Origin of the sequence: Bacillus sp. AL-1R (assembly GCF_052180195.1) — a bacterium.
Taxonomy (GTDB): Bacteria; Bacillota; Bacilli; order Bacillales; family Bacillaceae_G; genus Gottfriedia.
In genome coordinates, this window is record NZ_CP197469.1 from 136,391 (window position 1) to 158,140 (window position 21,750).

At 33.9% G+C, this 21,750-nt stretch carries 24 protein-coding genes; 15 read left to right on the forward strand and 9 right to left on the reverse strand.

What is annotated here, in order from left to right:
* The first annotated feature begins 10 nt into the window (after positions 1-10).
* On the forward strand, positions 11-679 hold the full coding sequence (locus tag ACSBO6_RS00565; protein ID WP_498843990.1) for a uracil-DNA glycosylase: 669 nt from the start codon (positions 11-13) through the stop codon (positions 677-679).
* Between the two features lie 167 nt (positions 680-846).
* On the opposite strand, the gene ACSBO6_RS00570 is transcribed toward ACSBO6_RS00565, so the two are convergent.
* Positions 847-1,659: a Cof-type HAD-IIB family hydrolase gene (locus ACSBO6_RS00570; RefSeq protein WP_498843991.1), complete on the reverse strand. Its 813-nt coding sequence runs from the start codon at positions 1,657-1,659 to the stop codon at positions 847-849.
* A 139-nt stretch (positions 1,660-1,798) separates the two neighbouring features.
* Between ACSBO6_RS00570 and ACSBO6_RS00575 the strand changes: the two genes are divergently transcribed.
* Both ACSBO6_RS00575 and ACSBO6_RS00580 read left to right on the forward strand, forming a co-directional pair.
* Entirely contained in the window at positions 1,799-2,089 is a 291-nt protein-coding gene (locus tag ACSBO6_RS00575) for a YwdI family protein (protein ID WP_498843992.1), read from the forward strand.
* 18 nt (positions 2,090-2,107) lie between these two features.
* The gene (locus ACSBO6_RS00580) at positions 2,108-2,473 is read left to right on the forward strand and encodes a DUF423 domain-containing protein (RefSeq protein ID WP_098845814.1); all 366 of its coding nucleotides are present in this window, start codon (positions 2,108-2,110) and stop codon (positions 2,471-2,473) included.
* A gap of 51 nt (positions 2,474-2,524) precedes the next feature.
* On the opposite strand, the gene gerQ is transcribed toward ACSBO6_RS00580, so the two are convergent.
* From gerQ to hemQ, 3 genes are all read right to left on the reverse strand, one after another.
* On the reverse strand, positions 2,525-2,911 hold the full coding sequence (gene gerQ, locus ACSBO6_RS00585) for a spore coat protein GerQ (protein ID WP_498843993.1): 387 nt from the start codon (positions 2,909-2,911) through the stop codon (positions 2,525-2,527).
* Between the two features lie 28 nt (positions 2,912-2,939).
* Positions 2,940-3,368, reverse strand: a complete 429-nt coding sequence (locus tag ACSBO6_RS00590) for a cell wall hydrolase (RefSeq protein WP_098845815.1) — start codon at positions 3,366-3,368, stop codon at positions 2,940-2,942.
* A 222-nt stretch (positions 3,369-3,590) separates the two neighbouring features.
* Complete coding sequence (hemQ, locus tag ACSBO6_RS00595; RefSeq protein ID WP_098845816.1) at positions 3,591-4,337, reverse strand: hydrogen peroxide-dependent heme synthase; 747 nt, start codon at positions 4,335-4,337, stop codon at positions 3,591-3,593.
* Positions 4,338-4,572: 235 nt separating this feature from the next.
* Here hemQ and pta point away from each other — a divergent pair, with 235 nt between their 5' ends.
* The gene (pta, locus tag ACSBO6_RS00600) at positions 4,573-5,544 is read left to right on the forward strand and encodes a phosphate acetyltransferase (protein ID WP_498843994.1); all 972 of its coding nucleotides are present in this window, start codon (positions 4,573-4,575) and stop codon (positions 5,542-5,544) included.
* 90 nt (positions 5,545-5,634) lie between these two features.
* On the opposite strand, the gene lipL is transcribed toward pta, so the two are convergent.
* Both lipL and ACSBO6_RS00610 read right to left on the reverse strand, forming a co-directional pair.
* On the reverse strand, positions 5,635-6,483 hold the full coding sequence (lipL, locus tag ACSBO6_RS00605) for an octanoyl-[GcvH]:protein N-octanoyltransferase (RefSeq protein ID WP_498843995.1): 849 nt from the start codon (positions 6,481-6,483) through the stop codon (positions 5,635-5,637).
* Between the two features lie 293 nt (positions 6,484-6,776).
* Positions 6,777-7,619, reverse strand: a complete 843-nt coding sequence (locus ACSBO6_RS00610; protein ID WP_098845884.1) for an RsfA family transcriptional regulator — start codon at positions 7,617-7,619, stop codon at positions 6,777-6,779.
* A 225-nt stretch (positions 7,620-7,844) separates the two neighbouring features.
* On the opposite strand from ACSBO6_RS00610, the gene ACSBO6_RS00615 reads away from it, so the two are divergent.
* Complete coding sequence (locus ACSBO6_RS00615; RefSeq protein ID WP_098845819.1) at positions 7,845-8,072, forward strand: YuzB family protein; 228 nt, start codon at positions 7,845-7,847, stop codon at positions 8,070-8,072.
* 455 nt (positions 8,073-8,527) lie between these two features.
* Positions 8,528-9,841 carry an HD domain-containing protein gene (locus tag ACSBO6_RS00620; protein WP_498843996.1) on the forward strand — a complete coding sequence of 438 codons (1,314 nt, stop codon included), beginning with the start codon at positions 8,528-8,530 and terminating at the stop codon, positions 9,839-9,841.
* 53 nt (positions 9,842-9,894) lie between these two features.
* Here ACSBO6_RS00620 and thmT read toward each other — a convergent pair whose 3' ends face one another.
* Positions 9,895-10,080 (reverse strand): 2-hydroxymuconate tautomerase, encoded by a 186-nt coding sequence (gene thmT / locus ACSBO6_RS00625; RefSeq protein ID WP_098845822.1) that lies wholly within the window; start codon positions 10,078-10,080, stop codon positions 9,895-9,897.
* Between the two features lie 162 nt (positions 10,081-10,242).
* On the opposite strand from thmT, the gene ACSBO6_RS00630 reads away from it, so the two are divergent.
* Together ACSBO6_RS00630 and ACSBO6_RS00635 are read left to right on the forward strand one after the other, a co-directional pair.
* A complete protein-coding gene (locus tag ACSBO6_RS00630) occupies positions 10,243-10,911 on the forward strand; it encodes a site-2 protease family protein (protein WP_098845823.1) in 669 nt (222 codons plus the stop codon).
* A 10-nt stretch (positions 10,912-10,921) separates the two neighbouring features.
* Positions 10,922-11,434 (forward strand): YwhD family protein, encoded by a 513-nt coding sequence (locus ACSBO6_RS00635; protein ID WP_098845824.1) that lies wholly within the window; start codon positions 10,922-10,924, stop codon positions 11,432-11,434.
* A 154-nt stretch (positions 11,435-11,588) separates the two neighbouring features.
* On the opposite strand, the gene ACSBO6_RS00640 is transcribed toward ACSBO6_RS00635, so the two are convergent.
* Complete coding sequence (locus ACSBO6_RS00640; protein WP_098845825.1) at positions 11,589-13,607, reverse strand: transglycosylase domain-containing protein; 2,019 nt, start codon at positions 13,605-13,607, stop codon at positions 11,589-11,591.
* 316 nt (positions 13,608-13,923) lie between these two features.
* Here ACSBO6_RS00640 and speE point away from each other — a divergent pair, with 316 nt between their 5' ends.
* The 5 genes from speE to ACSBO6_RS00665 all read left to right on the forward strand — a co-directional run bounded on the left by speE (position 13,924) and on the right by ACSBO6_RS00665 (position 18,885).
* Complete coding sequence (speE, locus tag ACSBO6_RS00645; protein WP_098845826.1) at positions 13,924-14,751, forward strand: spermidine synthase; 828 nt, start codon at positions 13,924-13,926, stop codon at positions 14,749-14,751.
* Positions 14,752-14,763: 12 nt separating this feature from the next.
* A complete protein-coding gene (speB, locus tag ACSBO6_RS00650; protein ID WP_098845827.1) occupies positions 14,764-15,636 on the forward strand; it encodes an agmatinase in 873 nt (290 codons plus the stop codon).
* Positions 15,637-15,821: 185 nt separating this feature from the next.
* Positions 15,822-16,937, forward strand: coding sequence for a PepSY-associated TM helix domain-containing protein (locus ACSBO6_RS00655; protein WP_180232902.1), 1,116 nt, complete (start codon positions 15,822-15,824; stop codon positions 16,935-16,937).
* A 275-nt stretch (positions 16,938-17,212) separates the two neighbouring features.
* Positions 17,213-17,635, forward strand: a complete 423-nt coding sequence (locus tag ACSBO6_RS00660; protein WP_098845829.1) for a MerR family transcriptional regulator — start codon at positions 17,213-17,215, stop codon at positions 17,633-17,635.
* 23 nt (positions 17,636-17,658) lie between these two features.
* Complete coding sequence (locus ACSBO6_RS00665) at positions 17,659-18,885, forward strand: MFS transporter (protein WP_098845830.1); 1,227 nt, start codon at positions 17,659-17,661, stop codon at positions 18,883-18,885.
* Positions 18,886-18,987: 102 nt separating this feature from the next.
* Here the strand turns inward: ACSBO6_RS00665 and ACSBO6_RS00670 are convergent, their stop codons facing one another.
* On the reverse strand, positions 18,988-19,242 hold the full coding sequence (locus ACSBO6_RS00670) for a hypothetical protein (protein ID WP_098845831.1): 255 nt from the start codon (positions 19,240-19,242) through the stop codon (positions 18,988-18,990).
* A gap of 302 nt (positions 19,243-19,544) precedes the next feature.
* Between ACSBO6_RS00670 and ACSBO6_RS00675 the strand changes: the two genes are divergently transcribed.
* Positions 19,545-19,982, forward strand: a complete 438-nt coding sequence (locus tag ACSBO6_RS00675) for a YwiB family protein (RefSeq protein ID WP_180232903.1) — start codon at positions 19,545-19,547, stop codon at positions 19,980-19,982.
* Positions 19,979-21,649: an arginine--tRNA ligase gene (gene argS / locus ACSBO6_RS00680; RefSeq protein WP_498843997.1), complete on the forward strand. Its 1,671-nt coding sequence runs from the start codon at positions 19,979-19,981 to the stop codon at positions 21,647-21,649. Before ACSBO6_RS00675 ends, argS begins: the two co-directional genes overlap by 4 nt.
* Positions 21,650-21,750: the final 101 nt, after the last annotated feature.

Here is a 21,750-nt window from a genome sequence, read left to right on the forward strand (position 1 = left end):
TGGTATTTCATTGCTTCAACTATCATCAAATTGGAGAGAAATATTAAAACCAGAGTTTGAAAAACCGTATTTTAAAGATTTATTGCAATTTCTTGAAAAAGAATACAAGGAACAAACGATATACCCTGCCAAAGAGCATTTATTTCAGGCTTTAAACGAGTGTTCATATGAAGATTGCAAAGTAGTAATAATTGGACAAGATCCGTATCATCAGCCAGGCCAAGCGCATGGGTTAAGTTTTTCTGTATTACCGGGAGTAAAAATACCGCCTTCTTTAAGAAATATTTATAAGGAATTAAGTAGCGATTTAGGGTTAGAAATACCAACGACCGGCTATTTAATTAACTGGGCTAAGCAGGGGATATTATTATTAAATACTGTGTTAACTGTTCGTGAAGGTGAACCAAATTCCCATAAAAATAAAGGATGGGAACTATTTACGAATACAATCTTATCTGAGTTAAATAAGCAGGAACGTCCGATTATTTTTGTTCTATGGGGTAAACATGCCCAAGCTAAAGAGGTATTGATTACGGGTAACCATCATGTAATATTAAAAGCACATCATCCAAGTCCATTATCAGCTAGTAGAGGATTCTTTGGAAGCAAACCATTTTCACAAATTAACCAAAAACTAGTGGAACTTCAATTAGATCCGATTGACTGGACAGTAGAGTAGTCATATATATAGTTAGAAAAGGGTTGTCTTTTTTGGACAACCCTTTAAACTGCTCTTCAAACGCTCGCTTTCTTCGTTGCTTCACCTTCCTATGCGGTGATCATTACCGTCTAGGTAACTCCGCTCCTCACCAAGTGCTCCAAAAGCAGCCTGCAATCAGGTATTTATTATTTAGAACTCAATATAAACTCTTCAACAACTTTAGCGACACCATCTTCATTATTTGTAGCAGTGACGTAATCAGCTTGTTGCTTAATTTCTTCAGGAGCATTTCCCATCGCAACGCCTAATCCCGCAAATTTGATCATCGGTAGGTCATTATATCCATCCCCTACAGCGATTACTTCGTCCTGTCGAATTCCTAAAATTTGAATTAAGTGATTTAGGCTTTTACCTTTATCTACTTCACTGTTCGTTAGTTCTAGAAAGAAAGGCTTCGAGCGCATGACACTAATTTTACCTTCGAGCTCTTTTTGGAGTATTTTTTCAACTTGTGCTAGTTTTTCTGGATCTTCTAACATTAACAACTTCACAACGTCATTTTGCACATGTTCGGTAAAGCTGCTCACTTCTTTTATTGGCATGCCTGTTAGCTGGCCTTCGATATCTGTATATTGATTCCCTTTTTCTGTAATAATATCATTTTCAACATATGTATGAACGAAAACATTATGTTTCTTACTAATCTCATAAAGTTCATGTGCTTGTTCTTTTGTTAGTGTACATTCATAAACATTATTTTTTGTTCGATAGTCAGTAATGATCCCTCCGTTAAATGATAGGACATAGCTACCATAGTCATGCAGTAACAGTTCCTCAGCTAACTTATGCATTGCAAAAGTTGGTCTACCGGAAGCTAACACTACTTTTACACCCATATCTTGAGCTTTAAGTAAAGCTTCCTTTGTTCTTTGCGATATAACATGTTGATCCGTTAATAATGTGTCATCAATGTCCAAAACGATCATTTTATAGTTCAAATTACATTACCTCCTAAAAATTAACTTTTTTAGTATACCACCGTTCCATTAAAATAGTTGCTAATTTGGTTCGTATTCGCTTTCAGAAAAAAGCCATAGTATAATAGGATTTATTGGATTGTGTTAATAATGTTTGGTGGTGATTTATCTGAATATCAGTGTAGAAAAAGTAATCCAGCAAATTGAAAATGAGTTACATAAGGCAAAAGTAAGTACGCAAAAACCTGGACAATTTCGAGAAAGAATTGCCAGCATTCGTTCTTTATGTGAATTACTTCTTGAAGACGAGAGCAGCGGTGTAGAGGTTCCAAAAAATATAGTAACTAGTAGTATTGTTCAATCAATAACAAGTCAACCTATTATGTCTGGACCTTCTGTTATGCCTAAATTAGATGACTCGGAACAAAGTGGATCATTATTAGATTTTTAAGATAAAGGGGGAGAGAAAGTGAAACTATTTTTCTTATTAGGTAGTATTTTTGCATTTTTAGCGGTCGCATTAGGTGCATTTGGAGCACATGGACTTGAGGGGAAAATCTCCGAAAGATCACTTCAAATTTGGCAAAAGGCCGTTCAATATCAAATGTTCCAAACTGGTGGACTATTTATTATTGCATTTTTAATTGATAAATATGGTTCAACTACTCAATTAACGTGGGCGGGATGGTTATCTGTAATTGGGATCATCTTATTCTCAGGAAGCCTGTACATATTAAGTGTATCAGGAATTAAAATACTAGGTGCAATTACTCCATTAGGTGGTTTAGCATTTTTAGTAGCTTGGATATTAGTAGGGATTTCAGTAATGAAATAAAAAAAGTGTTCAATATAAGTGCAATTATTGCACTATATTGAACACTTTTTTTTAAACTTGATAAGGCAAAGCAATTTCTTCGTCAAATGTGATGTAATCTAAGTATATTGTTAACAATACGAAAGTTTTAGTTGTATTCACATCTCTGAGAACAATATGATCCCGTCCGGCCCCCATAATATACCCGACAAATACTTGTTGTTGGTGACCAGTGAACGTCATATAAATCGTAGCAATTTTTCCACGATTTGCTCTAAGTATATTTTCTACATAGGATTGTTCAAAAAGACTAGGCGAGCCGGTAACTTGACCTTGTTGGGTGATCATACCGCCTGATGGGGCCGCAAATCCTTGCCCCTGTCCAGTTTGTTGTCCTTGCCCTTGGGCAGGTTGCGCCGGACGATATAGATTTTGATAATATTCGTAAGGATTACTCAAAGAAAAAACCTCCCTTAGTTAAATCATTTTAAACACTGTAAACTTTAGGACAATCTTGATCAGTTGGTTGATAAAAGCAATGCGACTTAAATCTTCCTGCTAGCTTTTGGTTAAACCAAGTTGCTGGGCATGAACCTGCAGGTTTGAAGAACCATAGACCATAAGTTGCTGGCCAAAAACGCTGCCCTGCGATTACTTTTCTAGATAACTCAATGTCTTGTTCTCTAGCACGCTGATAAAAGTAAGATTTTTGAACAGCTTCGAATCCACCTGGACTCTGATAAACCATATCTTTTATACTTCGAAGATCTCTAAAATCTAAGCAATCACACAAAACCCTATTAACACATACATTTCCAACCATTAACATTCCTTGTTTACCTTCGCCTTCAGCTTCAGCACGCATTAATCTAGCAAGCAAAGAAACCTCAGCGTCAGTGTACCGAATTACAGCCATAAAAAAGCCTCCTCATCCGAATTAAATATTCTGCAAAAATCCCATTGGTGATCGGAAAGCGAGGACTAATTAGTTCGTTCACTACTGTAACTATATTAAAATTAGAAGTAACATATGACTTCTTTTCCAACAGGAAAATAAAAAAACTTCTCAAAAAAGAGAAGTCTTTTAATTTATATACTATGATTGATTGAATTCATTGGGTACTCTTAAAATATTTAATTAAACGTATAGATATTTTGAGAATGCGTCCTCTTTTAGGATTGTTCCAACAAAGAATGAACCAAATACTCCATAACGAGCACTTACTTCATCAAAACGCATTTCATAGATTAATTTTTTAAATTGAAGTACGTCTTCAGAGAATAAAGTAACGCCCCATTCATAATCATCAAAACCTACAGAACCAGTAATAATTTGTTTAACTTTACCTGCGTATGTACGACCAATTTTTCCGTGGCTGTACATCATTTCTTTACGAGCTCCAGAAGGAAGCATGTACCAATTATCTTCGCCTTCACGCTTTTTATCCATAGGATAGAAGCATACATATTGAGATTTTGGTAAAGAAGGATAAAGTCTAGCGCGTACATGAGGATTTTGATAGGGATCCCCATCTTCTTCGCTTAAGTAATTACTTAATTCAACTACAGAAACGTATGAATAACTTGGAATCATATACTGAGAAAGTGTAGTTTTATTAATTTCTGTTTCAATATGTAATAACTCATCCATTGTAGGTCGTAAAACCATAAACATAATGTCTGCTTTTTGACCTAAAATATTGTAAATAGCATGGCTACCTTCACCAGAATCAGCAACTTGATTCCATTTTGAGAAAACTTGTTGGAACTCTGTGATTGCTTGTTGACGCTCATCACTACCTAGTTGTTTAAATGCATGCCAATCCATACTTCTAAAATCATGTAAACAATACCAGCCATCTAAAGTTTTTGCAGCTTCACTCATTTTAAATCCCCCAAACGTTATTGAATTGATTTTCATTTATATAGCATACTACAAATAAAAGTATTTTGTAAAAACATACAAAATTATACAACATTCAGATTTAGTTAGAATATTAGGAATTAATTTACTTTAAATGATAGCGCTTTATTTAATGTATTATATTTTTCATTATTCTAAAAAGGTTTTATTCTAATTATATACAAATAAAATAATTTTAACGATTTTGGAGGCTATTATGAGCAATTTATTTGAAAGCATTAAACAAAAAGTATCAGGTAAAGGTATTTCGATTGTTTTACCAGAAGGTACAGATGAGAGAATTTTAGCAGCAGCTGATCGATTAGCGAAAGAAGATGTATTAAAACCGATTTTAATAGGTAATGTTGAAAGCGTAAAAGAAAAAGCAAATAGCTTAGGTTTAGAACTTCAAGGAGTAGAAATTTTAGACCCATCTACATATGAAGAAATGGAGCAATTAGTTGCATCATTTGTTGAACGACGTAAAGGAAAAGCAACAGAAGAACAAGCCCGCAAAGCATTATTGGATCCAAATTACTTTGGAACGATGTTAGTATATGCTAATAAAGCTCATGGTTTAGTTAGTGGTGCTACTCATTCAACAGCAGATACAGTGCGACCAGCTCTTCAAATCATTAAAACAAAACCAGGCGTTACAAAAACATCTGGTGTATTTATCATGGTTCGTGAGGATGAGAAATACGTATTCGCTGATTGTGCAATTAATATTGCACCAAATAGCCAAGACTTAGCTGAAATTGCAATTGAAAGTGCAAAAACGGCTAAACTATTCGACATTGATCCAAAAATTGCGATGTTAAGCTTTTCAACTAAAGGATCTGCAAAATCGCCTGAAACTGAAAAGGTTGCTGAAGCAGTTAAAATTGCAAAAGAACTTGCTCCAGAGTTAACTTTAGATGGTGAGTTCCAATTTGATGCAGCATTTGTACCATCTGTTGCAAAAAGCAAAGCCCCAGATTCAGTCATTCAAGGTGATGCTAATACATTCGTATTCCCAAGCCTAGAAGCAGGTAACATTGGTTACAAAATTGCTCAACGCTTAGGTAACTTTGAAGCAATCGGACCAATCCTACAAGGCTTAAATATGCCTGTTAATGACCTATCTCGTGGTTGTAACAGTGAAGACGTTTATAAATTATCAATTATTACAGCTGCTCAGTCACTATAATTAGGACAGAGTTACGGAAAAAGAGTGCTCTTTTAGTCAATGGACTTTCTGAGCACTCTTTTTTATTAGATAAACACGTATCAGAAAAATTTATGATTCTTGCATCATACTTACTTCCGAATTACGATCAATCATTCGTTGCAAATGGTAATTATATAATTCTATTTCATCATTAAGTAATGAGTTAGGAGTTAATTTTGGAGTTAATTTAATTAATGATTGAAGTAGTCTCGTCATTACGTCCATTACTGTAAGATTTAATGAAAGTAGTTCGGAAAGAGATGCCATTGTATCAGGAATAATTGTAGGATATTTAAATGAAGTATCTTTGTTATCAATCGCAATTTCATAAAAATCTTTAATAATTGAAGCACGTTTTGAACCACTCTCGTTAATACATAAATAAATTTGAACAGCAACTCCTTTACGGATCCGGCGCTGAGAGATACCCGCAAACTTCTTGTCATCAATGCTTAAATCAAAATCTCCTGGACAATACGATCCAACTATTTCTTTAGCAACTATTTTATCTGTTAAATCCTTAAACATATCTTGAATTAGTGCATACATCGTTTCATAACCATCATTAATTTGCAGCTTATGTTCAGCCTCTGGAAAGAGGAGAGAGATATTCAATACGCCTTCATCTAAAACAACAGCAAGCCCACCTGAATTTCGTACGATTGCTTTGTATCCATGGTCATTAAGAAATTTAACCCCGCTTGCTAGATTCGGAAGTCTAGTATCTTGTATTCCGAGAACGATTGTATTGTGGTGTACCCAAGTTCGAATTGTTGTTGGAGACTCCATTTTCCCAATTTTTGTACATAATGTGTCATCTAATGCAAAAGATTGGATCGCCTCAAATGATGGCCCTAAAGTTGAGCCGTCTATAAAACGTATTTCATCTGTTTGTAATCGATTTAAATGTTGATTCATTAAATAAGCCCCTTGCGTTTTGCGTTTGTTTTCCTATTTTAGCATGATTGTGAATTAAATAAAAAACTTCAAATTCAAATACGCAGATGGTGATCAATCATTACATACAAAAAAGCTTGGCAAAAGGCAGTTCAATCAGCGGGCCTAGTTACATTTGTAAAATAGCTAGTATTCTTTAATAAATATTTAGGAAATTAATAGATTTTAGAGGGAATTTTAAATTTAGAATGCATAAAAATAGAGGAACCATATCAAATTTATGATTTGGTTCCTCTATTTTATAGCTAACAATGTTATTCTGCAATTTTCTCCAAATTACCGTTTTTATCCATTCTAAAGGATGTTGCTGCTGGTTTCTCTTCCTCTTCAAATAATACTAATTTTCTAGCGCGGTTCATTATTTTCATCATTGTTTCATAGTCTTCTTGAACAGTAGTAGCGTCTTTTTCAAGCTTTTCAACTTGTCTCTGTAACTGGGTGTTTCGTTCCTGTAATTGCATAAGCTCTCTTTTAAGTTGCTCATTTTCACGGATTAAACGATCGTTACCAATCTGACTACTGGAAAGACCTTGCAAGAACTGGATGACATCAAACATAGTAATTGAACTTTTTCTTGTATTCACTGGTGAAGCTTGTGAGTTTTGTGATTGGTATTGATTTTGAACTGACGGAGCACTTGAAAATACCTCTGTCGTTTGTTCCTCGTTGTGCTTTACTTCAACACTAGTGTTATTTTCATTGTTAGTTTCCACAAAAGATCCAAATTCTTGATCAAGTTCAACACCATATTCTAAATCTTGTTCATCATTTAAATAACGATCAAAATTACTAGATACATCTGTTTGTATATAACTAGATTCAGAAGGTGTATATAATAATTTTTTCTTAGCATCTTCACCTTTAGCGTGTCTAAGCTTTTCTTTACGGAATTTCTTTGCTAATTGAAGTGCTTTTTCATAATTATAGCGAACTACAGCATTCCAACGAAAACCACATGCAGCCGAAGTACGTTCTAAAATATCACCTACTTCTTCAAAGGCATTTAATTGTGTACTACCTTCTCGTACATGACGTAAAACGGTTTCTGCTAAAAGTAAATCATTTTCTTCAGTCCATGCATCCTGTCTTAATTTCATCATAGAAACTTCCCCTCAACTTTCTTTTTTAATTATTCAATTTTCAATTTAATTTCCTAGCTGATTAATAGAAGTTTGGACAAAAAAATAGAAAACTATACAAAAAATAGAAAATAGTAGAATACTATTTGGATTGATTTAATTGGAAAACTTGCATGTCCTTTTTGGAACGAGTAAAATTACTGCTGAGTATGTTCAATTTAGAACAGAAAGGATTGTAAAAAAATGTCAAACGAATTTAGAATATGTGATGACTGCCAGGCGACAAATATAAAAACATTAGTCCCTCGCTTAAAAAGAATAGATGATGAAGCAGAGATTAAAATTGGTTGTCAATCTTACTGTGGACCAGGGCGAAAAAAATCATTTTGCTTCGTAAACAATCGTCCCTTATCCGCACCAAACGAAGATGATCTAATTGTAAAGATAAAATCAAAACTAGGTAAGAATTAAACGCTCCTTCATCTTCAGGAGCGTTTTTTTGATATAATAGTAAAGAAATGCGGAAGGCGTTTGCTCAGCCCCGAAAAGCATAAGACGAATTCCAAGGAAGGTTGGTTTTTACCTTCATTGGAATTTGGCTTATGACCTCGAGGGGCTAACGCCTGGAGCTAGACAATAAGAAATGTGGAGAAAGCTTGGTCAGCTCTGAAGGAAATATCTCCATCCAGCTGAAGAAGTGGTGGTTTTTCCACTTCAAAGTTGGATGGAATATTACCGAAGAGCTAGCTTTCGGAACTAGACACCATGAAAAACATATTTTACCTAAGATATATAAGGACCAGGGGTTAAAAGTAAATAAAGAAAGTGGAAGGTTGGTTTTTACCTTCAAATGTAGCGCCTTGTTATAGAAAGTAAATCAATTAGCATATAAAGAATTAGTATACATATTGAAAGGGGGCCAAGGTATGTCATATCGTTTCCAAAAGCTTTATGAGGAAAAAGTATTTAAAGATCCTGTACATCGTTATATTCACGTAAGAGATCAGGTTATTTGGGATTTAATAGGAACGAAGGAATTTCAGAGACTACGCAGAATTAAACAGCTTGGTACTACATATCTGACGTTTCATGGAGCCGAGCATAGTCGATTTACTCATTCGCTTGGAGTTTATGAAATTATTAGACGTATGGTAGATGATGTTTTTTCTGGTCGTCCCCAATGGAATGATGATGATCGCTTATTAGCTCTTTGTGCTGGATTATTACATGATGTTGGTCATGGTCCTTTTTCGCATACATTTGAGAAGATATTTAAATTAGATCATGAAGAATTAACGAGAGAAATTATTGAGGGTTCAACAGAAATTAATAAAATTCTAAAAAAAGTAGGGGATGACTTTCCTAAAAAAGTTTCGGAAGTCATTGAGAAAACATCGGCAAATAAATTAGTAACGAGTATGATATCAAGCCAAATCGATGCAGATCGAATGGATTATCTCCTTAGAGATGCATATTACACTGGTGTAAGTTACGGGAATTTTGATATGGAACGTATTTTGAGAATTATGCGTCCTCGACCAGATGGTGTCGTAATAAAACAATCTGGGATGCATGCTGTTGAGCACTATTTAATTAGTCGATTCCAGATGTACTGGCAAGTTTATTTTCATCCTGTTTCTAGAAGTGCAGAAGCTATTTTACAAAAGATTTTACAAAGGGCTAAATATTTGCATGAAACAGGTTATCATTTTAATTATGTACCGGTTCATTTTGGTCTTTTGTTTGAGGGAAAAGTTGATTTAGATGAATATATCAAATTAGATGAATCAGTCCTTTTGTATTATTTCCAAGTATGGCAAGAGGAGTCCGATCAAATCTTAAGTGATCTATGTCAACGTTTTTTAAGTAGAAAATTATTTCAATATGTAGACTTTGATACACAAAAACATACTGAAAAGTTTGCTGAATTAAAAGAATTATTTTTAGAAATTGAGATCGACCCGGAATACTATTTAGTCATCGATACGATTTCAGACGAGGCTTATGATTACTTTAGGTACGGTGAAGAAGATGGAAAGAAGCCGATTTTACTACTGCAAACAAACGGTGATTTGAAAGAAATATCGCGCAAATCAGAGCTTGTGGATGGTATAACAGGTAAAAAGTTATTCGATTCTAAGTTATATTTTCCTCATGATTTAATTTATAGCAATCCTGATGAAAAGAAAAAGAAAGTAATCGAAATGATTGAAGAATTAGCTGGGGCTAAAAGAAGATAAAAACAGTAAACGGATGTAATTCCGTTTACTGTTGATGCTGTATGTATGGAATTCTATTCGTCACTAAGACGTTTTCCAGCAACTGCATAATGGTTTTTTGTCATTTCTTCAATGAAAACAACAATCTTATCAGTTGGAGCACCTGTTGTTTCACTTACAGCTTCAGTAACTTTTTCAACTAGTGCTTTCTTTTGTTCTTCAGTACGACCTTCTAGCATCTTTACTGTAACGTATGGCATATTAGGACCTCCTTCGTTTTGTCATTTTTATTATAACTCAGGAAGTCTGAATAATAACGATTAATTCGATTAACATTGAAGAAATCATAAAGAATAATTAAACTATTAATAAATTAACTGTTTTAGTGAGATAAAATAGCAATTTCTTGAGAGGAGCAAAGAATGGGATCATTTTTTCAATATCCATTAAAAGATATACCATTAATATTACTAGTTGTTGCAATTTCGTTATCAGTTCACGAATTTGCGCACGCTTTTATAGCTTATAAATTTGGAGATGACACGGCAAAAAGACAAGGCAGATTAACACTTTCTCCGTTCAAACATTTAGATATTTTCGGAACAATTGCGATTATTATATTAGGCTTTGGTTGGGCAAGACCAGTACCTGTAAATCGTCATAACTTTAAACACCCGAGATTAGCGGGAATCTTAACGACTGCAGCTGGACCGATTAGTAATCTTATACTAGCGATGCTTGGTTTAATCGCTTATTCACTATTATATAAGTACGGATTTTTTCATTCTTTCTCACAAGCATTATCACTTACTTTAGATTCTTTCTTTAATATTTTCATTCAATTGAATATTGTATTATTTGTATTTAATTTAATTCCTCTTCCACCATTAGATGGATATCGAATTTTAGAAGATTTAGCTCCTAACGATCTTCGTGCAAAAATGTCACAATATGAACAGTATGGAGCATTTATATTTTTAGTTTTAGTATTAACTCCATTAGATAACTACACAATACAACCTATTTTCCAGGTTGCTATACCGTCAGTTTTCCATTGGATTAATTCAATTGTTACACCATTAATTTTTTAGGAGGGGCACAATGTCTGATCAACCAAAGAAGAAATCACTAGGATTTAATATATTAAAAAATGATTCAACGAGTGGGCATGGCGGATTTGGTGTTGGAGCAATTAGTTTAGAAAATATTTCGCCAGTTTTTATTGATATACAAGAAAATGATGTATTTGTTGATATCGGTGCAATGCACGCAAGAAGTTCAGTTGAAAAAGGAATCAAATTCTTAACAAATGAAGAGGAAGTTCCTAATGGAAAACCATATTGGTTAGTGTGGGTTGCAACTGAGCGAATTGAAAAAGGTCCATATTATGCTGGAGTGACAGGTTGCTACATGACTGTTGATCGTGAAGCTAGAAGAGGATATAAACTTCTTCCTGATCACGTAAATAAAATGGATAAAGCGATGAAACGAAAAATTATGGTTGAACATATGGATGAAAAATCTCGCAAATTATTAGCGGAGTTTCTAAAATCACATAGTGAAGAGATGTGGAATAACTCATCAGACGAACTAAAAACAGAACTTTTAGGTTAATGTACTTTTTTGGTAAATTATATAAAAAATTTGAAGAAATCGTCGAATAATCTTTTTACATTTAAGACTAAATAAAGTAAACTAATAATAGCTTGGACAAAGCTAGGACTAGGACAAACAAAAGACCTTACCAATTTGGTGAGGTCTTTTGTTTTTATAGTAAATATTGCGAATACCAAGGCTTATTGTCCTTATTTTTCTTTTTTTGTTTTTCGTTCATTTTTTTATTTATACAAGGTTTTGTAGGTTGTGTCCCTCTACGAAAATAAAGTGAAACCTTATTTCCACAGCCTTCCTTATATAAGAGACCCGTCTTTTCATCTACTGCAACTTTAACTAGATTATTTGGTAGTTTAGTAACTATATTTTTATCCGATAAATTTGTTATAACTGATGCCCACACTTTCTTGGACAATGAACTTTCCTCTACAGATAAATTTTTTGAATGATCATACCCAACCCATACTCCAACAATAAGATTCGAATGGAATCCAATCATCCAACTATCCTTTTTTGTAGTACCAGTTTTACCATAATAATCTTTTGGTAGTTCAGGAATAATACTAGTACCTGTTACTGGCAAGTAGCCTGAAAAATTTGTGTTGAACATTCCGTTCATTAGTTGCTTAAGAATAATGGTTTGATCTTTATCTAATCTTTGTTTTTCATCAAACTTTTCTTTATAGATCGTCTTTCCAGATTGAGTTTTAATCTCTTTTACAAAATGAGGAATAACATCTTTACCGTTATTCGCAATTAAAGCATAAGCTCTTGTCATATCGAGCAATGATGCATCTTGAGTGCCCAGTGCCATTGAAGGTAGTTTATTATTTGGTGCGGTTAAATGGAATAACTTCTGTGCTTTAATAAATTCGTCTGTCCCAACTGCCTGTTGTGTTTTTACTGCATATATATTGTCTGAAACAGCAATTGCTTTAGCTAGAGTGATTGAATCATGTGCGTATAGATTGCCACTATTTTTAGGACTATATGAATCTCCATCTTCAAAGTGAAATAAAGTAGGCTTACTTAGAAGTCTTGTAGATGGGGTATATCCATTTTCAAGTGCACTGTAATATAGAATTGGTTTTATTGTACTTCCTACCTGTCTTTTCGACGTTATTGCTCGGTTAAATAAAAACTGTCCTTTCTCACGGCCTCCAGTCATACCTAATACTTCACCAGTTTCACTATTTAATACAATTACACTCGCCTGTAAATCAGTTCTTGGTCTAATAAACTTATCAAATGCTTGATCAATGTGCTTTTGAATAGAGGGGTTAAATGTAGTATAAATTTGGCTACCATTGTTATTGATCGATTGTCCAATTGAAGTCATAATCTCTTTTTGAACACTTTGTTGAAAATAAGATGTAAATGAAGAATTTGATGTGTGTTTAATTGGTTTTAACTTGATCGTTTCATCAATTGCATTTTTAACACTTTTTGAGTTGATTAATTTATTTTGTTCAAGTGCCGATAAAATTCGTTGTTGCCTTTTCTTTACAGATGAAAAATGAACATAAGGATCATAGACTGAAGGATTAGCTGGAATACTTAATAAAAATGTAGATTCACCAATTGTGAGCTCATTTGTCTCTTTTCCTAAGAAAGTATTCGCCGCAGTTTCTAGACCATAAACACCATGTCCAAAATAAATGGTGTTTAAATACGCTTCTAATAGTTTGTTTTTACTGTAAGCTGACTCTAGTCTCATCGTCAAAAAAGCCTCTTTAAATTTACGTTTAAGCGTTTTTTCTTGTGAAAGATATAGATTCTTTGCAAGTTGCTGGGTAATTGTACTTCCGCCTTGAGCGTATTGTCCCTTCGTTATATTAATTAAAATAGCAGAACCAACCCTTTTTAAGTCAAAGCCATGATGATGAAAGAAATTACGATCTTCAGAAACTAAAATACTATTAACCGCAATCGGAGGTACATCTGCAATTTTAAGTGTTTTACGATTTTGAAGTAGCTTAGTTTTACTAATTAGTTTTTGATTGTTATCATAGTAACTTGAATTTGACTCAATAAATAATGAAGGCTTTGTAGATGTAATTGCAAGGAGATAGACACAAGATAAAAACAGTGTCCCTGAAATTGAAATAATAGTGAGCAATATGCCGACCTTTTGGAGTGTACGCCAATGAAAAGAGTAGTTGAAATTATACAAAAATGTATCCTCCTTTCGATTTGTTTCTCTAATTTACTACTAGTATGGTAGATTAAGAGAAATTTTATTCAAATTACCGAAGTAAAAAATATCAAATAATTTAACTTTAAAAATCTTGCATTTCACAAAAATTACTCTATACTTTTCTTTTGTACGGCAAAAAATTGTCGTAACAACACAAATCCGATAGGAATTAGGAAGAGTGGGGATAATACGAAACATAATCGAAAAGTTGTAGCGCCTAGACGTTGGAACTAGATATTACGATACTTTATGTTTCAAACTAAATCTTGATAAAGAAGGGTAGATGCATTAAATGGAATTATGGTTTACTGAAAAACAAACAAAAAACTTTGGAATTACTGCTAAAATTAATAAAACTTTACATACAGAGCAAACTGAGTTTCAAAAGCTTGACATGGTAGAGACAGAAGAGTTCGGAAACATGCTTATTTTAGATGGTATGGTTATGACAACTCAAAAAGATGAGTTCGTTTACCACGAAATGGTAGCGCATGTACCTTTATTCACACACCCAAATCCTGAAAACGTATTAGTTGTAGGTGGCGGTGACGGTGGTGTTATTCGCGAAGTATTAAAACACCCAAGCGTGAAGAAAGCAACTCTAGTTGAAATTGATGGAAAAGTAATTGAGTACTCTAAAAAATACTTACCTGAAATCGCAGGAAAATTAGAAGATCCACGTGTAGAAGTAAAAGTAGACGACGGATTTATGCATATTGCAAATAGTGAAAATGTTTATGATGTAATAATGGTAGACTCAACTGAACCAGTTGGTCCTGCAGTTAACTTATTTACAAAAGGTTTCTATGCTGGCATCGCTAAAGCATTAAAAGAAGATGGAATTTTTGTGGCACAAACGGACAACCCATGGTTTACTCCAGAGTTAATCACACAAGTTCAACGTGATGTAAGAGAAATCTTCCCAATCACTCGTTTATACATTGCAAATATCCCAACATATCCAAGTGGTATGTGGACATTTACAATTGGTTCGAAAAAACATGATCCACTTGAAGTAGAAGAGAATCGTTTCTTCGATATTGAGACAAAATATTACACAAAAGAGCTACACAAAGCAGCGTTCGTATTACCAAAATTTGTAGCTGATCTTACTAAATAAGGGGGCTTTATTATGCGTTTTGATGAAGCTTATTCTGGAAATGTATTCATAAAGAGTCATCCAAACTTTGAAGAAAGTAAAGCGGTTATTTATGGTATGCCTATGGACTGGACTGTAAGTTTCAGACCAGGCTCTCGTTTTGGCCCTGCACGTATTCGTGAAGTTTCAATTGGATTAGAGGAATATAGTCCTTATCAAGATAAAGAACTTGAGGAAGTTAAATATTTCGACGCAGGGGATATCCCATTACCATTTGGTAATGCTCAAAGAAGCCTTGATATGATTGAAGATTATATTGATGGCTTATTAGCTGAAGGCAAATTTCCACTAGGAATGGGTGGAGAGCATCTTGTTTCATGGCCGGTAATGAAGGCTATGTACAAGAAATATCCTGATTTAGCTATTATTCATTTTGATGCTCATACTGATTTACGTGATTCATATGAAGGTGAGCCATTATCTCACTCAACACCAATTAAAAAAGTTTGTGATTTAATTGGACCAAAAAATGTTTATTCATTTGGAATCCGTTCAGGTATGAAGGAAGAATTTGAATGGGCTAAAGAAGTTGGAATGAATTTATTCAAATTCGAAGTGCTTGAGCCGTTAAAGAAAGTACTTCCAACACTTGCTGGGCGTCCAGTATATGTAACGATCGATATCGATGTACTAGACCCTGCACATGCTCCTGGAACAGGAACACTTGAAGCTGGTGGTATTACATCAAAAGAAATGCTTGATAGCATCTTAGCAATCGCAAATAGTGATATTAACGTTGTTGGGGCAGACCTAGTAGAAGTAGCTCCTGTATACGATCATGCAGAGCAAACTCAAGTTGCAGCAAGTAAATTTATTCGTGAAATCTTATTAGGTTGGGTAAAATAAAAGATTTATAAAAGGCGATTTTTCGTTCATTAGGACGAGAATTCGCCTTTTTATATTGAATTTATAAAACCGTTAACTACTTAAATAATTATTTAATCAAATATCTAAAATTCCTATTGATAATGATAATCATTACCTTTATAATTGAGAACGATTATTGTTATCAAAATAAGGGGGAAGAGAAGATGAAAAAAGGGGTAAGGAAATCTATTTTAATGCTACATTTGTTGTGCAGCTTAGTTTTTGGACTTTTTATTATTGCTGTTTGTGCAACAGGTAGTGTATTGGTGTTTGGCAATCAGATTGAGCATGTTTTAAATCCACAGTATTTTAAGCCGGCAAGTAATGAAATAAATGTTGGCATTAAAGAAGCAGAAAAGATTTTCCTTGAACAGTACAAAGGTTTTCAAATTTCAAGGATGGATGTGCCTTCAAAGTTATCGGATGTATACCATGCAAGTATGTCAAAAGGGCATAATGAAATTGATGTATATGTAGATCCAAGTAATGGCAAATTATTGGGGAATTTTGATAGAGAAAAATCAGTCGTTTCTTTTGTTAAAGAGTTACATACACATTTATTATTAGATGAAATTGGTGAAACAATTATTGGTATCGTTGCAATTGCATTTATTATTATTCTTATTACAGGTGTTTATTTATGGTATCCAGGTATTAAACGAATGTTTAAAAGCCTAAAAATTAAATGGAATAAAAGTCAAATGGCAAAAAATCTATCATTACATAATTTCATAGGGGTTATTACTTTACCATTTTTACTTGTTGTAGCAATTACGGGGATGCTATTTCCATTCCAAGAAAAGATTGAAGAATCTTTGAAATTGAAATTTACATCGAATTATCCTGAAGATCTTAAATCGGTTGATAATGGTAAACAACGAATTGGACTGGATTCGATAGTTGCCCAAATTAATAAATTACACCCGGAAGGTGAGTTATACAAGTTCAGACTTCCATCGGATAAAGAAGGTGTTATAGAAGCACAATTAAGTGATGGCAGTTACGATCCTGAAGGTAAAGGAAATACAAGGGAATTCTTTGATCAATTTTCTGGAAAGCATTTAGGAACATTTTCCAAAAATACTGAAACAGCCTATGATAAATTTTTTGTTTGGCGTGAAAGTTTGCATAGAGGAACTTTCGGTGGCGTGTTCGTAAAAACAATTTATGCCTTAGTTGGCATAGCTCCGCTTGGCTTAGGTATAACTGGGATTACAATGTGGGCGTTAAAGAGAAAAAACAAAGCTAAAAAATTGAAAAAATTACAACAAGCAGCATAAACCAAAATTTTATATTGAAGTATGTTTTTAACCAAATCGGTTGAATCATTGATAGGACCCGTAAGAAAATGCGCAAACAGCCGTATTTATCTTTCGGGTTTTTTTATTGGGAACAAATATGAGTATTTGTATTGTTTTTATAGTAAAACAACCGTTTTGTAGAAAGATAAAAATAGAAAAATGTAAAAAGTTAACGTTGACGTTAACGATATACTAGGAGTAAGATAGATAAGTGATATAAAAAGGGGAAATTCATTTCGAAAGGAGAAAATGATTTGCTTTACAAAATAGATGAAGTAGCGAAGGAATGTGGATTAACAAAGCGATCGATTCGTTATTATGAAGAAATTGGTTTAATCTCACCACCTGAAAGAAGCGAAGGAGGATTTCGACTTTATTCAGACTTTCATATCGAACGACTGAAGAAAATAATGAATGTTCGTGATGTTCTTGGATTTTCTTTACAAGAGGTACAGGAATATATGGCAATCAGTGAGGCGTTTGAAGAATTCCGATTACAATATAGAGAAAACAAGGAAAAGATGACTGAAGAAGAAAGAAAAGAAAAGCTTCTAGGGGCGGAAGAAATACTTGGTCAACAATTAAAAATGATTGATGACAAGCTTGAAAAAATGAACGAGATTCGAGATGAAATGAATGAGATGTATCAAAAGGTGAAAAAAGCATTAGAACAATAAATACTATGGGAGATGGATAAAAGATGTCAAACTTGGCAAATAGTAAAAAACAAAAGACAAAGATAAATCAAAAACCTAGTCTTTTGAATCAACCAAAGGCAATATGGGCAGTTGGTTTTGCCTGCGTTATCGCATTCATGGGAATTGGTTTAGTTGATCCAATCTTACCAGCAATTGCTGAAAAGATGCATGCTTCTAAAAGTGATGTAACGCTTCTTTTTACAAGTTACAATTTAGTAATGGCAATCGCGATGTTAATAACAGGTTTTATCTCTTCACGTATTGGAATCAAATGGACACTACTTTTAGGCATACTAATTATTGCGATTTTCTCAGGTCTTGGAGGAAACTCAAGTAGTATTTGGGAATTGGTATGGTTACGTGGAGGTTGGGGTCTAGGTAACGCATTATTCGTTGCGACTGCATTATCTGCAATTGTTTCATTATCTAGATCTGGTGTTGCACAATCTATTATTTTATACGAAACAGCGATTGGCCTTGGGATATCAGTTGGTCCACTTTTAGGTGGAGAATTAGGTTCAATTTCTTGGAGAGGTCCATTTTTTGGCGTAGCTTGTTTAATGGTCATTGCATTTTTATCTCTATCTATTATGATGCCAAAAACACCTATAACAAAAAATACGAAAAAAGCATCATTCCTTGATCCATTCCGTGCTCTTAAACATAGATCGTTATTAACATTAGGTATTACAGCATTTTTATATAACTTTGGATTCTTTACTTTATTAGCATTCTCACCATTTTTTATGGGTTTAAAGGAACATGGTTTAGGATTAGTTTTCTTAGGATGGGGACTTTTATTAGCAATTACATCTGTATTTATGGCACCAAAATTACAAAAGAAATTCGGTACACTTAAATCGATGTATGCTATGCTAACACTTTTCGCTTTCACACTGATCGTAATGGGAATTGGAACAGAAACAAATAGTGTAATTATTGTCTGTGTAATAATTGCTGGTGCATTTTTAGGAAATAACAACACATTAATTACAACAGCAGTAATGCAAGCAGCTCCAGTTGAACGCTCAACAGCATCAGCTGCATATAGCTTTTTACGTTTCCTTGGTGGGGCAATTGCACCATATTTAGCAGGTAAACTTGCTGAATGGTATAATTCACATGTTCCATTCTATGTAGGTGGATGTTTTGTATTACTATCGGTACTTTTCTTGTTTATTAATAAAAAGCATTTAATTCATATTGATAAAGCAGAATCTGCACATTAATATAATCGGGTAGTTCTTAAACCCGCTAGGAATTGCGTATTCCTGGCGGGTTTTTGTATTTTAAAATGAAAAAATAAAAAACAGCCCACTACGAACTGTTTTTCATGGTCCGAAATGACCAAACACCGCTAGATAAACGATGAAGCCAATCAATGCGAGTAATCCAATTAGTGCTGCTGTAAAACTTCCGAACATGATTGCTTTTCGTTTGAAAATGAACCACAAGATGAGTCCTACAACGAATGGCACAAAAAATACGTACAAATAAATGAGAAAAATACTCGACAATGAAATGATCCCAATGCCTAGTCCAATGAAAAATAGTTTGATGGATGATAGTTGTGCAAAAGTTTTCATAAAATCCCCTTTAATTCATCATATGTTCTTTATTGTCTCACAAATGGTTTTCAATTGAAAACAAAAATCCCCCTTAGTTCAAGGCAAGATTATTTATGCAATTCAAGTTGATTACGTTCAATGAGTCATTAAACAATTTACATTTATTTTTCAAAGTCTGATGATTTTGTTCACTTTAATGAATAATTTTCACAATTTTTTTCTTACCTATTTTATTTTTTTAATTAGATTATGCTAAAATGGGAAAAGATGATTTTTGGATGTGATTCGTTACGTTCATGGGGAGAAAAGGACGTGTAAAAGTGAAAGGACAACAAGGTATACCTGTCTCAATTGACTTTGAGACTTTGATAAAAGATCCACACGGGCGTGATAAAATCAGTTTTCAAGCAAATGGCCTATACTATAAAAAAGATGATGTTTCATATTTATTATTTGATGAAAATCACGAGGATCGAAAAGTAAAGGCTACTATGAAAATAGGTAAAGGGGAAGTAACGATTATTCGAAATGGCGGAGTTATGATGCGTCATCAATATCGAGTAAATGAAACGACTGAAGGTACTTTCTCAAATGAGTTAGGCGTATTTCAAACGAAGGCATATACAAAAAAACTACAATTTCTAGTATCTGAAGAACCTTTGAAAGGGTTACTTCAATTAGGATATAAGTTATTCGTAGGAGATGAAAATGCTGGTTCGTATAACATTACAGTATCAATTAAGGAGGCAACGAAATGAATACATTAGAACAAGTAAAAAATCGATTGAAAAATGAGATCGAAGCTGCGGTATTAAAAGCAGGACTAGCAACAGAGGAACAATTACCTCAAGTCGTATTAGAAACACCAAAAGATAAAGCGCACGGAGATTTTTCAACAAATATGGCGATGCAATTAGCACGAGTTGCTAAAAAGGCTCCTAGAATGATTGCAGAGGAGTTAATTAATTCTTTTGATCAAAGTAAGGCAAGCATTCAAAAAGTGGAAATTGCTGGACCAGGATTCATCAATTTCTATATGGATAATAGTTACTTAACTGATTTAATCCCTACAATTATTAAATCTGGAAACGAATATGGCCAAACAAACTTTGGTAACGGTGAAAAGATTTTAGTTGAATTTGTTTCAGCGAATCCGACTGGAGATTTACATTTAGGACATGCTCGTGGAGCAGCGTTTGGAGATTCACTATGTAATATTTTAGACAAAGCAGGCTATGAAGTAACTCGAGAATATTATATTAACGATGCAGGTAACCAAATTAATAATTTAGCTTTATCAGTAGAAGCTCGTTATATGCAAGCTCTTGGAATGGATAAAGAAATGCCTGCAGATGGCTACCATGGGGCAGATATTATTGAGATTGGTAAAACATTAGCTGCTGAATTTGGTGACCGTTATATGAATGAACCAGAAGATACTCGCTACAAATTCTTCCGTGAGTATGGTTTAAAATTAGAAATGGAGAAACTGCAACGAGATCTACGTAATTTCAGAGTAGACTTTGATGTATGGTATTCAGAAACGTCATTATATGAAAACGGTAAAGTGCTAGAGGCTCTTGATGATTTAAAACAACGTGGTGAAACATATGAAGAAGAAGGAGCGACGTGGTTCCGTTCTACAACATATGGAGATGATAAAGACCGTGTACTGATTAAAAGTGACGGCTCGTATACTTATTTAACTCCGGATATCGCTTATCACCGTGACAAGCTTAGTCGAGGAGCAGATAAATTAATTGATATTCTTGGAGCTGACCATCACGGATATATTCCTCGAATGAAAGCAGCAATTCAAGCGCTAGGTTATAATGCTGATACGCTAGAAGTAGAAATTATCCAAATGGTTCAGTTATATCAAGACGGTCAAAAAGTAAAAATGAGTAAACGCACAGGTAAAGCAGTAACTCTACGTGATCTAATGGAAGAAGTAGGTATTGATGCGACACGTTATTTCTTTGCAATGCGTGGATGTGACTCACATTTAGATTTTGATATGGACTTAGCTGTGTCTAAATCAAACGAAAACCCAGTGTATTATTCTCAATACGCACACGCTCGTGTGTGTAGTATTCTTCGTCAAGGAGAAGAAATGGGTATTGTTTACAATGGAGAAGCTGATTATAGCCTTGTTTCATCTGAAAAGGAATATGAGTTATTAAAGAAATTAGGAGAATTCCCAGCGGTGGTTTCATTAGCTGCTTCAAAACGTACTCCTCATCATATTACAAACTATGTGTTTGAATTAGCGGGTACATTCCACAGTTTCTATAATGCAGAAAAGGTGTTAGATCCTGAAAATGTTGAAAAATCAAAGGCTAGATCGGCATTAATGAAAGCTGTTCAAGTTACATTACAAAATGCATTAGCTTTAGTTGGAGTTTCTGCACCAGAAAAAATGTAAGTAATTTAGTGAAAGTATCATATCCCTATTTGGGGTATGGTACTTTTTTTGTTTGATAAATTACAATCAATCGATTTACTAAATATAAATTTGTAATATTT

Excerpts from the sequence above, each read along its gene's own strand:
- ACSBO6_RS00590 (WP_098845815.1), bottom strand. The coding sequence starts at position 3,368 with ATGGCTGTAATTCGGTACACTGACGCTGAGGTTTCTTTGCTTGCTAGA.
- speB (WP_098845827.1), top strand. The coding sequence starts at position 14,764 with ATGCGTTTTGATGAAGCTTATTCTGGAAATGTATTCATAAAGAGTCAT.
- argS (WP_498843997.1), top strand. The coding sequence starts at position 19,979 with ATGAATACATTAGAACAAGTAAAAAATCGATTGAAAAATGAGATCGAA.
- ACSBO6_RS00635 (WP_098845824.1), top strand. The coding sequence starts at position 10,922 with ATGTCTGATCAACCAAAGAAGAAATCACTAGGATTTAATATATTAAAA.
- ACSBO6_RS00630 (WP_098845823.1), top strand. The coding sequence starts at position 10,243 with ATGGGATCATTTTTTCAATATCCATTAAAAGATATACCATTAATATTA.
- hemQ (WP_098845816.1), bottom strand. The coding sequence starts at position 4,337 with ATGAGTGAAGCTGCAAAAACTTTAGATGGCTGGTATTGTTTACATGAT.
- pta (WP_498843994.1), top strand. The coding sequence starts at position 4,573 with ATGAGCAATTTATTTGAAAGCATTAAACAAAAAGTATCAGGTAAAGGT.
- ACSBO6_RS00610 (WP_098845884.1), bottom strand. The coding sequence starts at position 7,619 with ATGAAATTAAGACAGGATGCATGGACTGAAGAAAATGATTTACTTTTA.
- ACSBO6_RS00665 (WP_098845830.1), top strand. The coding sequence starts at position 17,659 with ATGTCAAACTTGGCAAATAGTAAAAAACAAAAGACAAAGATAAATCAA.
- thmT (WP_098845822.1), bottom strand. The coding sequence starts at position 10,080 with ATGCCATACGTTACAGTAAAGATGCTAGAAGGTCGTACTGAAGAACAA.
- ACSBO6_RS00615 (WP_098845819.1), top strand. The coding sequence starts at position 7,845 with ATGTCAAACGAATTTAGAATATGTGATGACTGCCAGGCGACAAATATA.
- ACSBO6_RS00620 (WP_498843996.1), top strand. The coding sequence starts at position 8,528 with ATGTCATATCGTTTCCAAAAGCTTTATGAGGAAAAAGTATTTAAAGAT.
- lipL (WP_498843995.1), bottom strand. The coding sequence starts at position 6,483 with ATGAATCAACATTTAAATCGATTACAAACAGATGAAATACGTTTTATA.
- speE (WP_098845826.1), top strand. The coding sequence starts at position 13,924 with ATGGAATTATGGTTTACTGAAAAACAAACAAAAAACTTTGGAATTACT.
- ACSBO6_RS00655 (WP_180232902.1), top strand. The coding sequence starts at position 15,822 with ATGAAAAAAGGGGTAAGGAAATCTATTTTAATGCTACATTTGTTGTGC.
- ACSBO6_RS00670 (WP_098845831.1), bottom strand. The coding sequence starts at position 19,242 with ATGAAAACTTTTGCACAACTATCATCCATCAAACTATTTTTCATTGGA.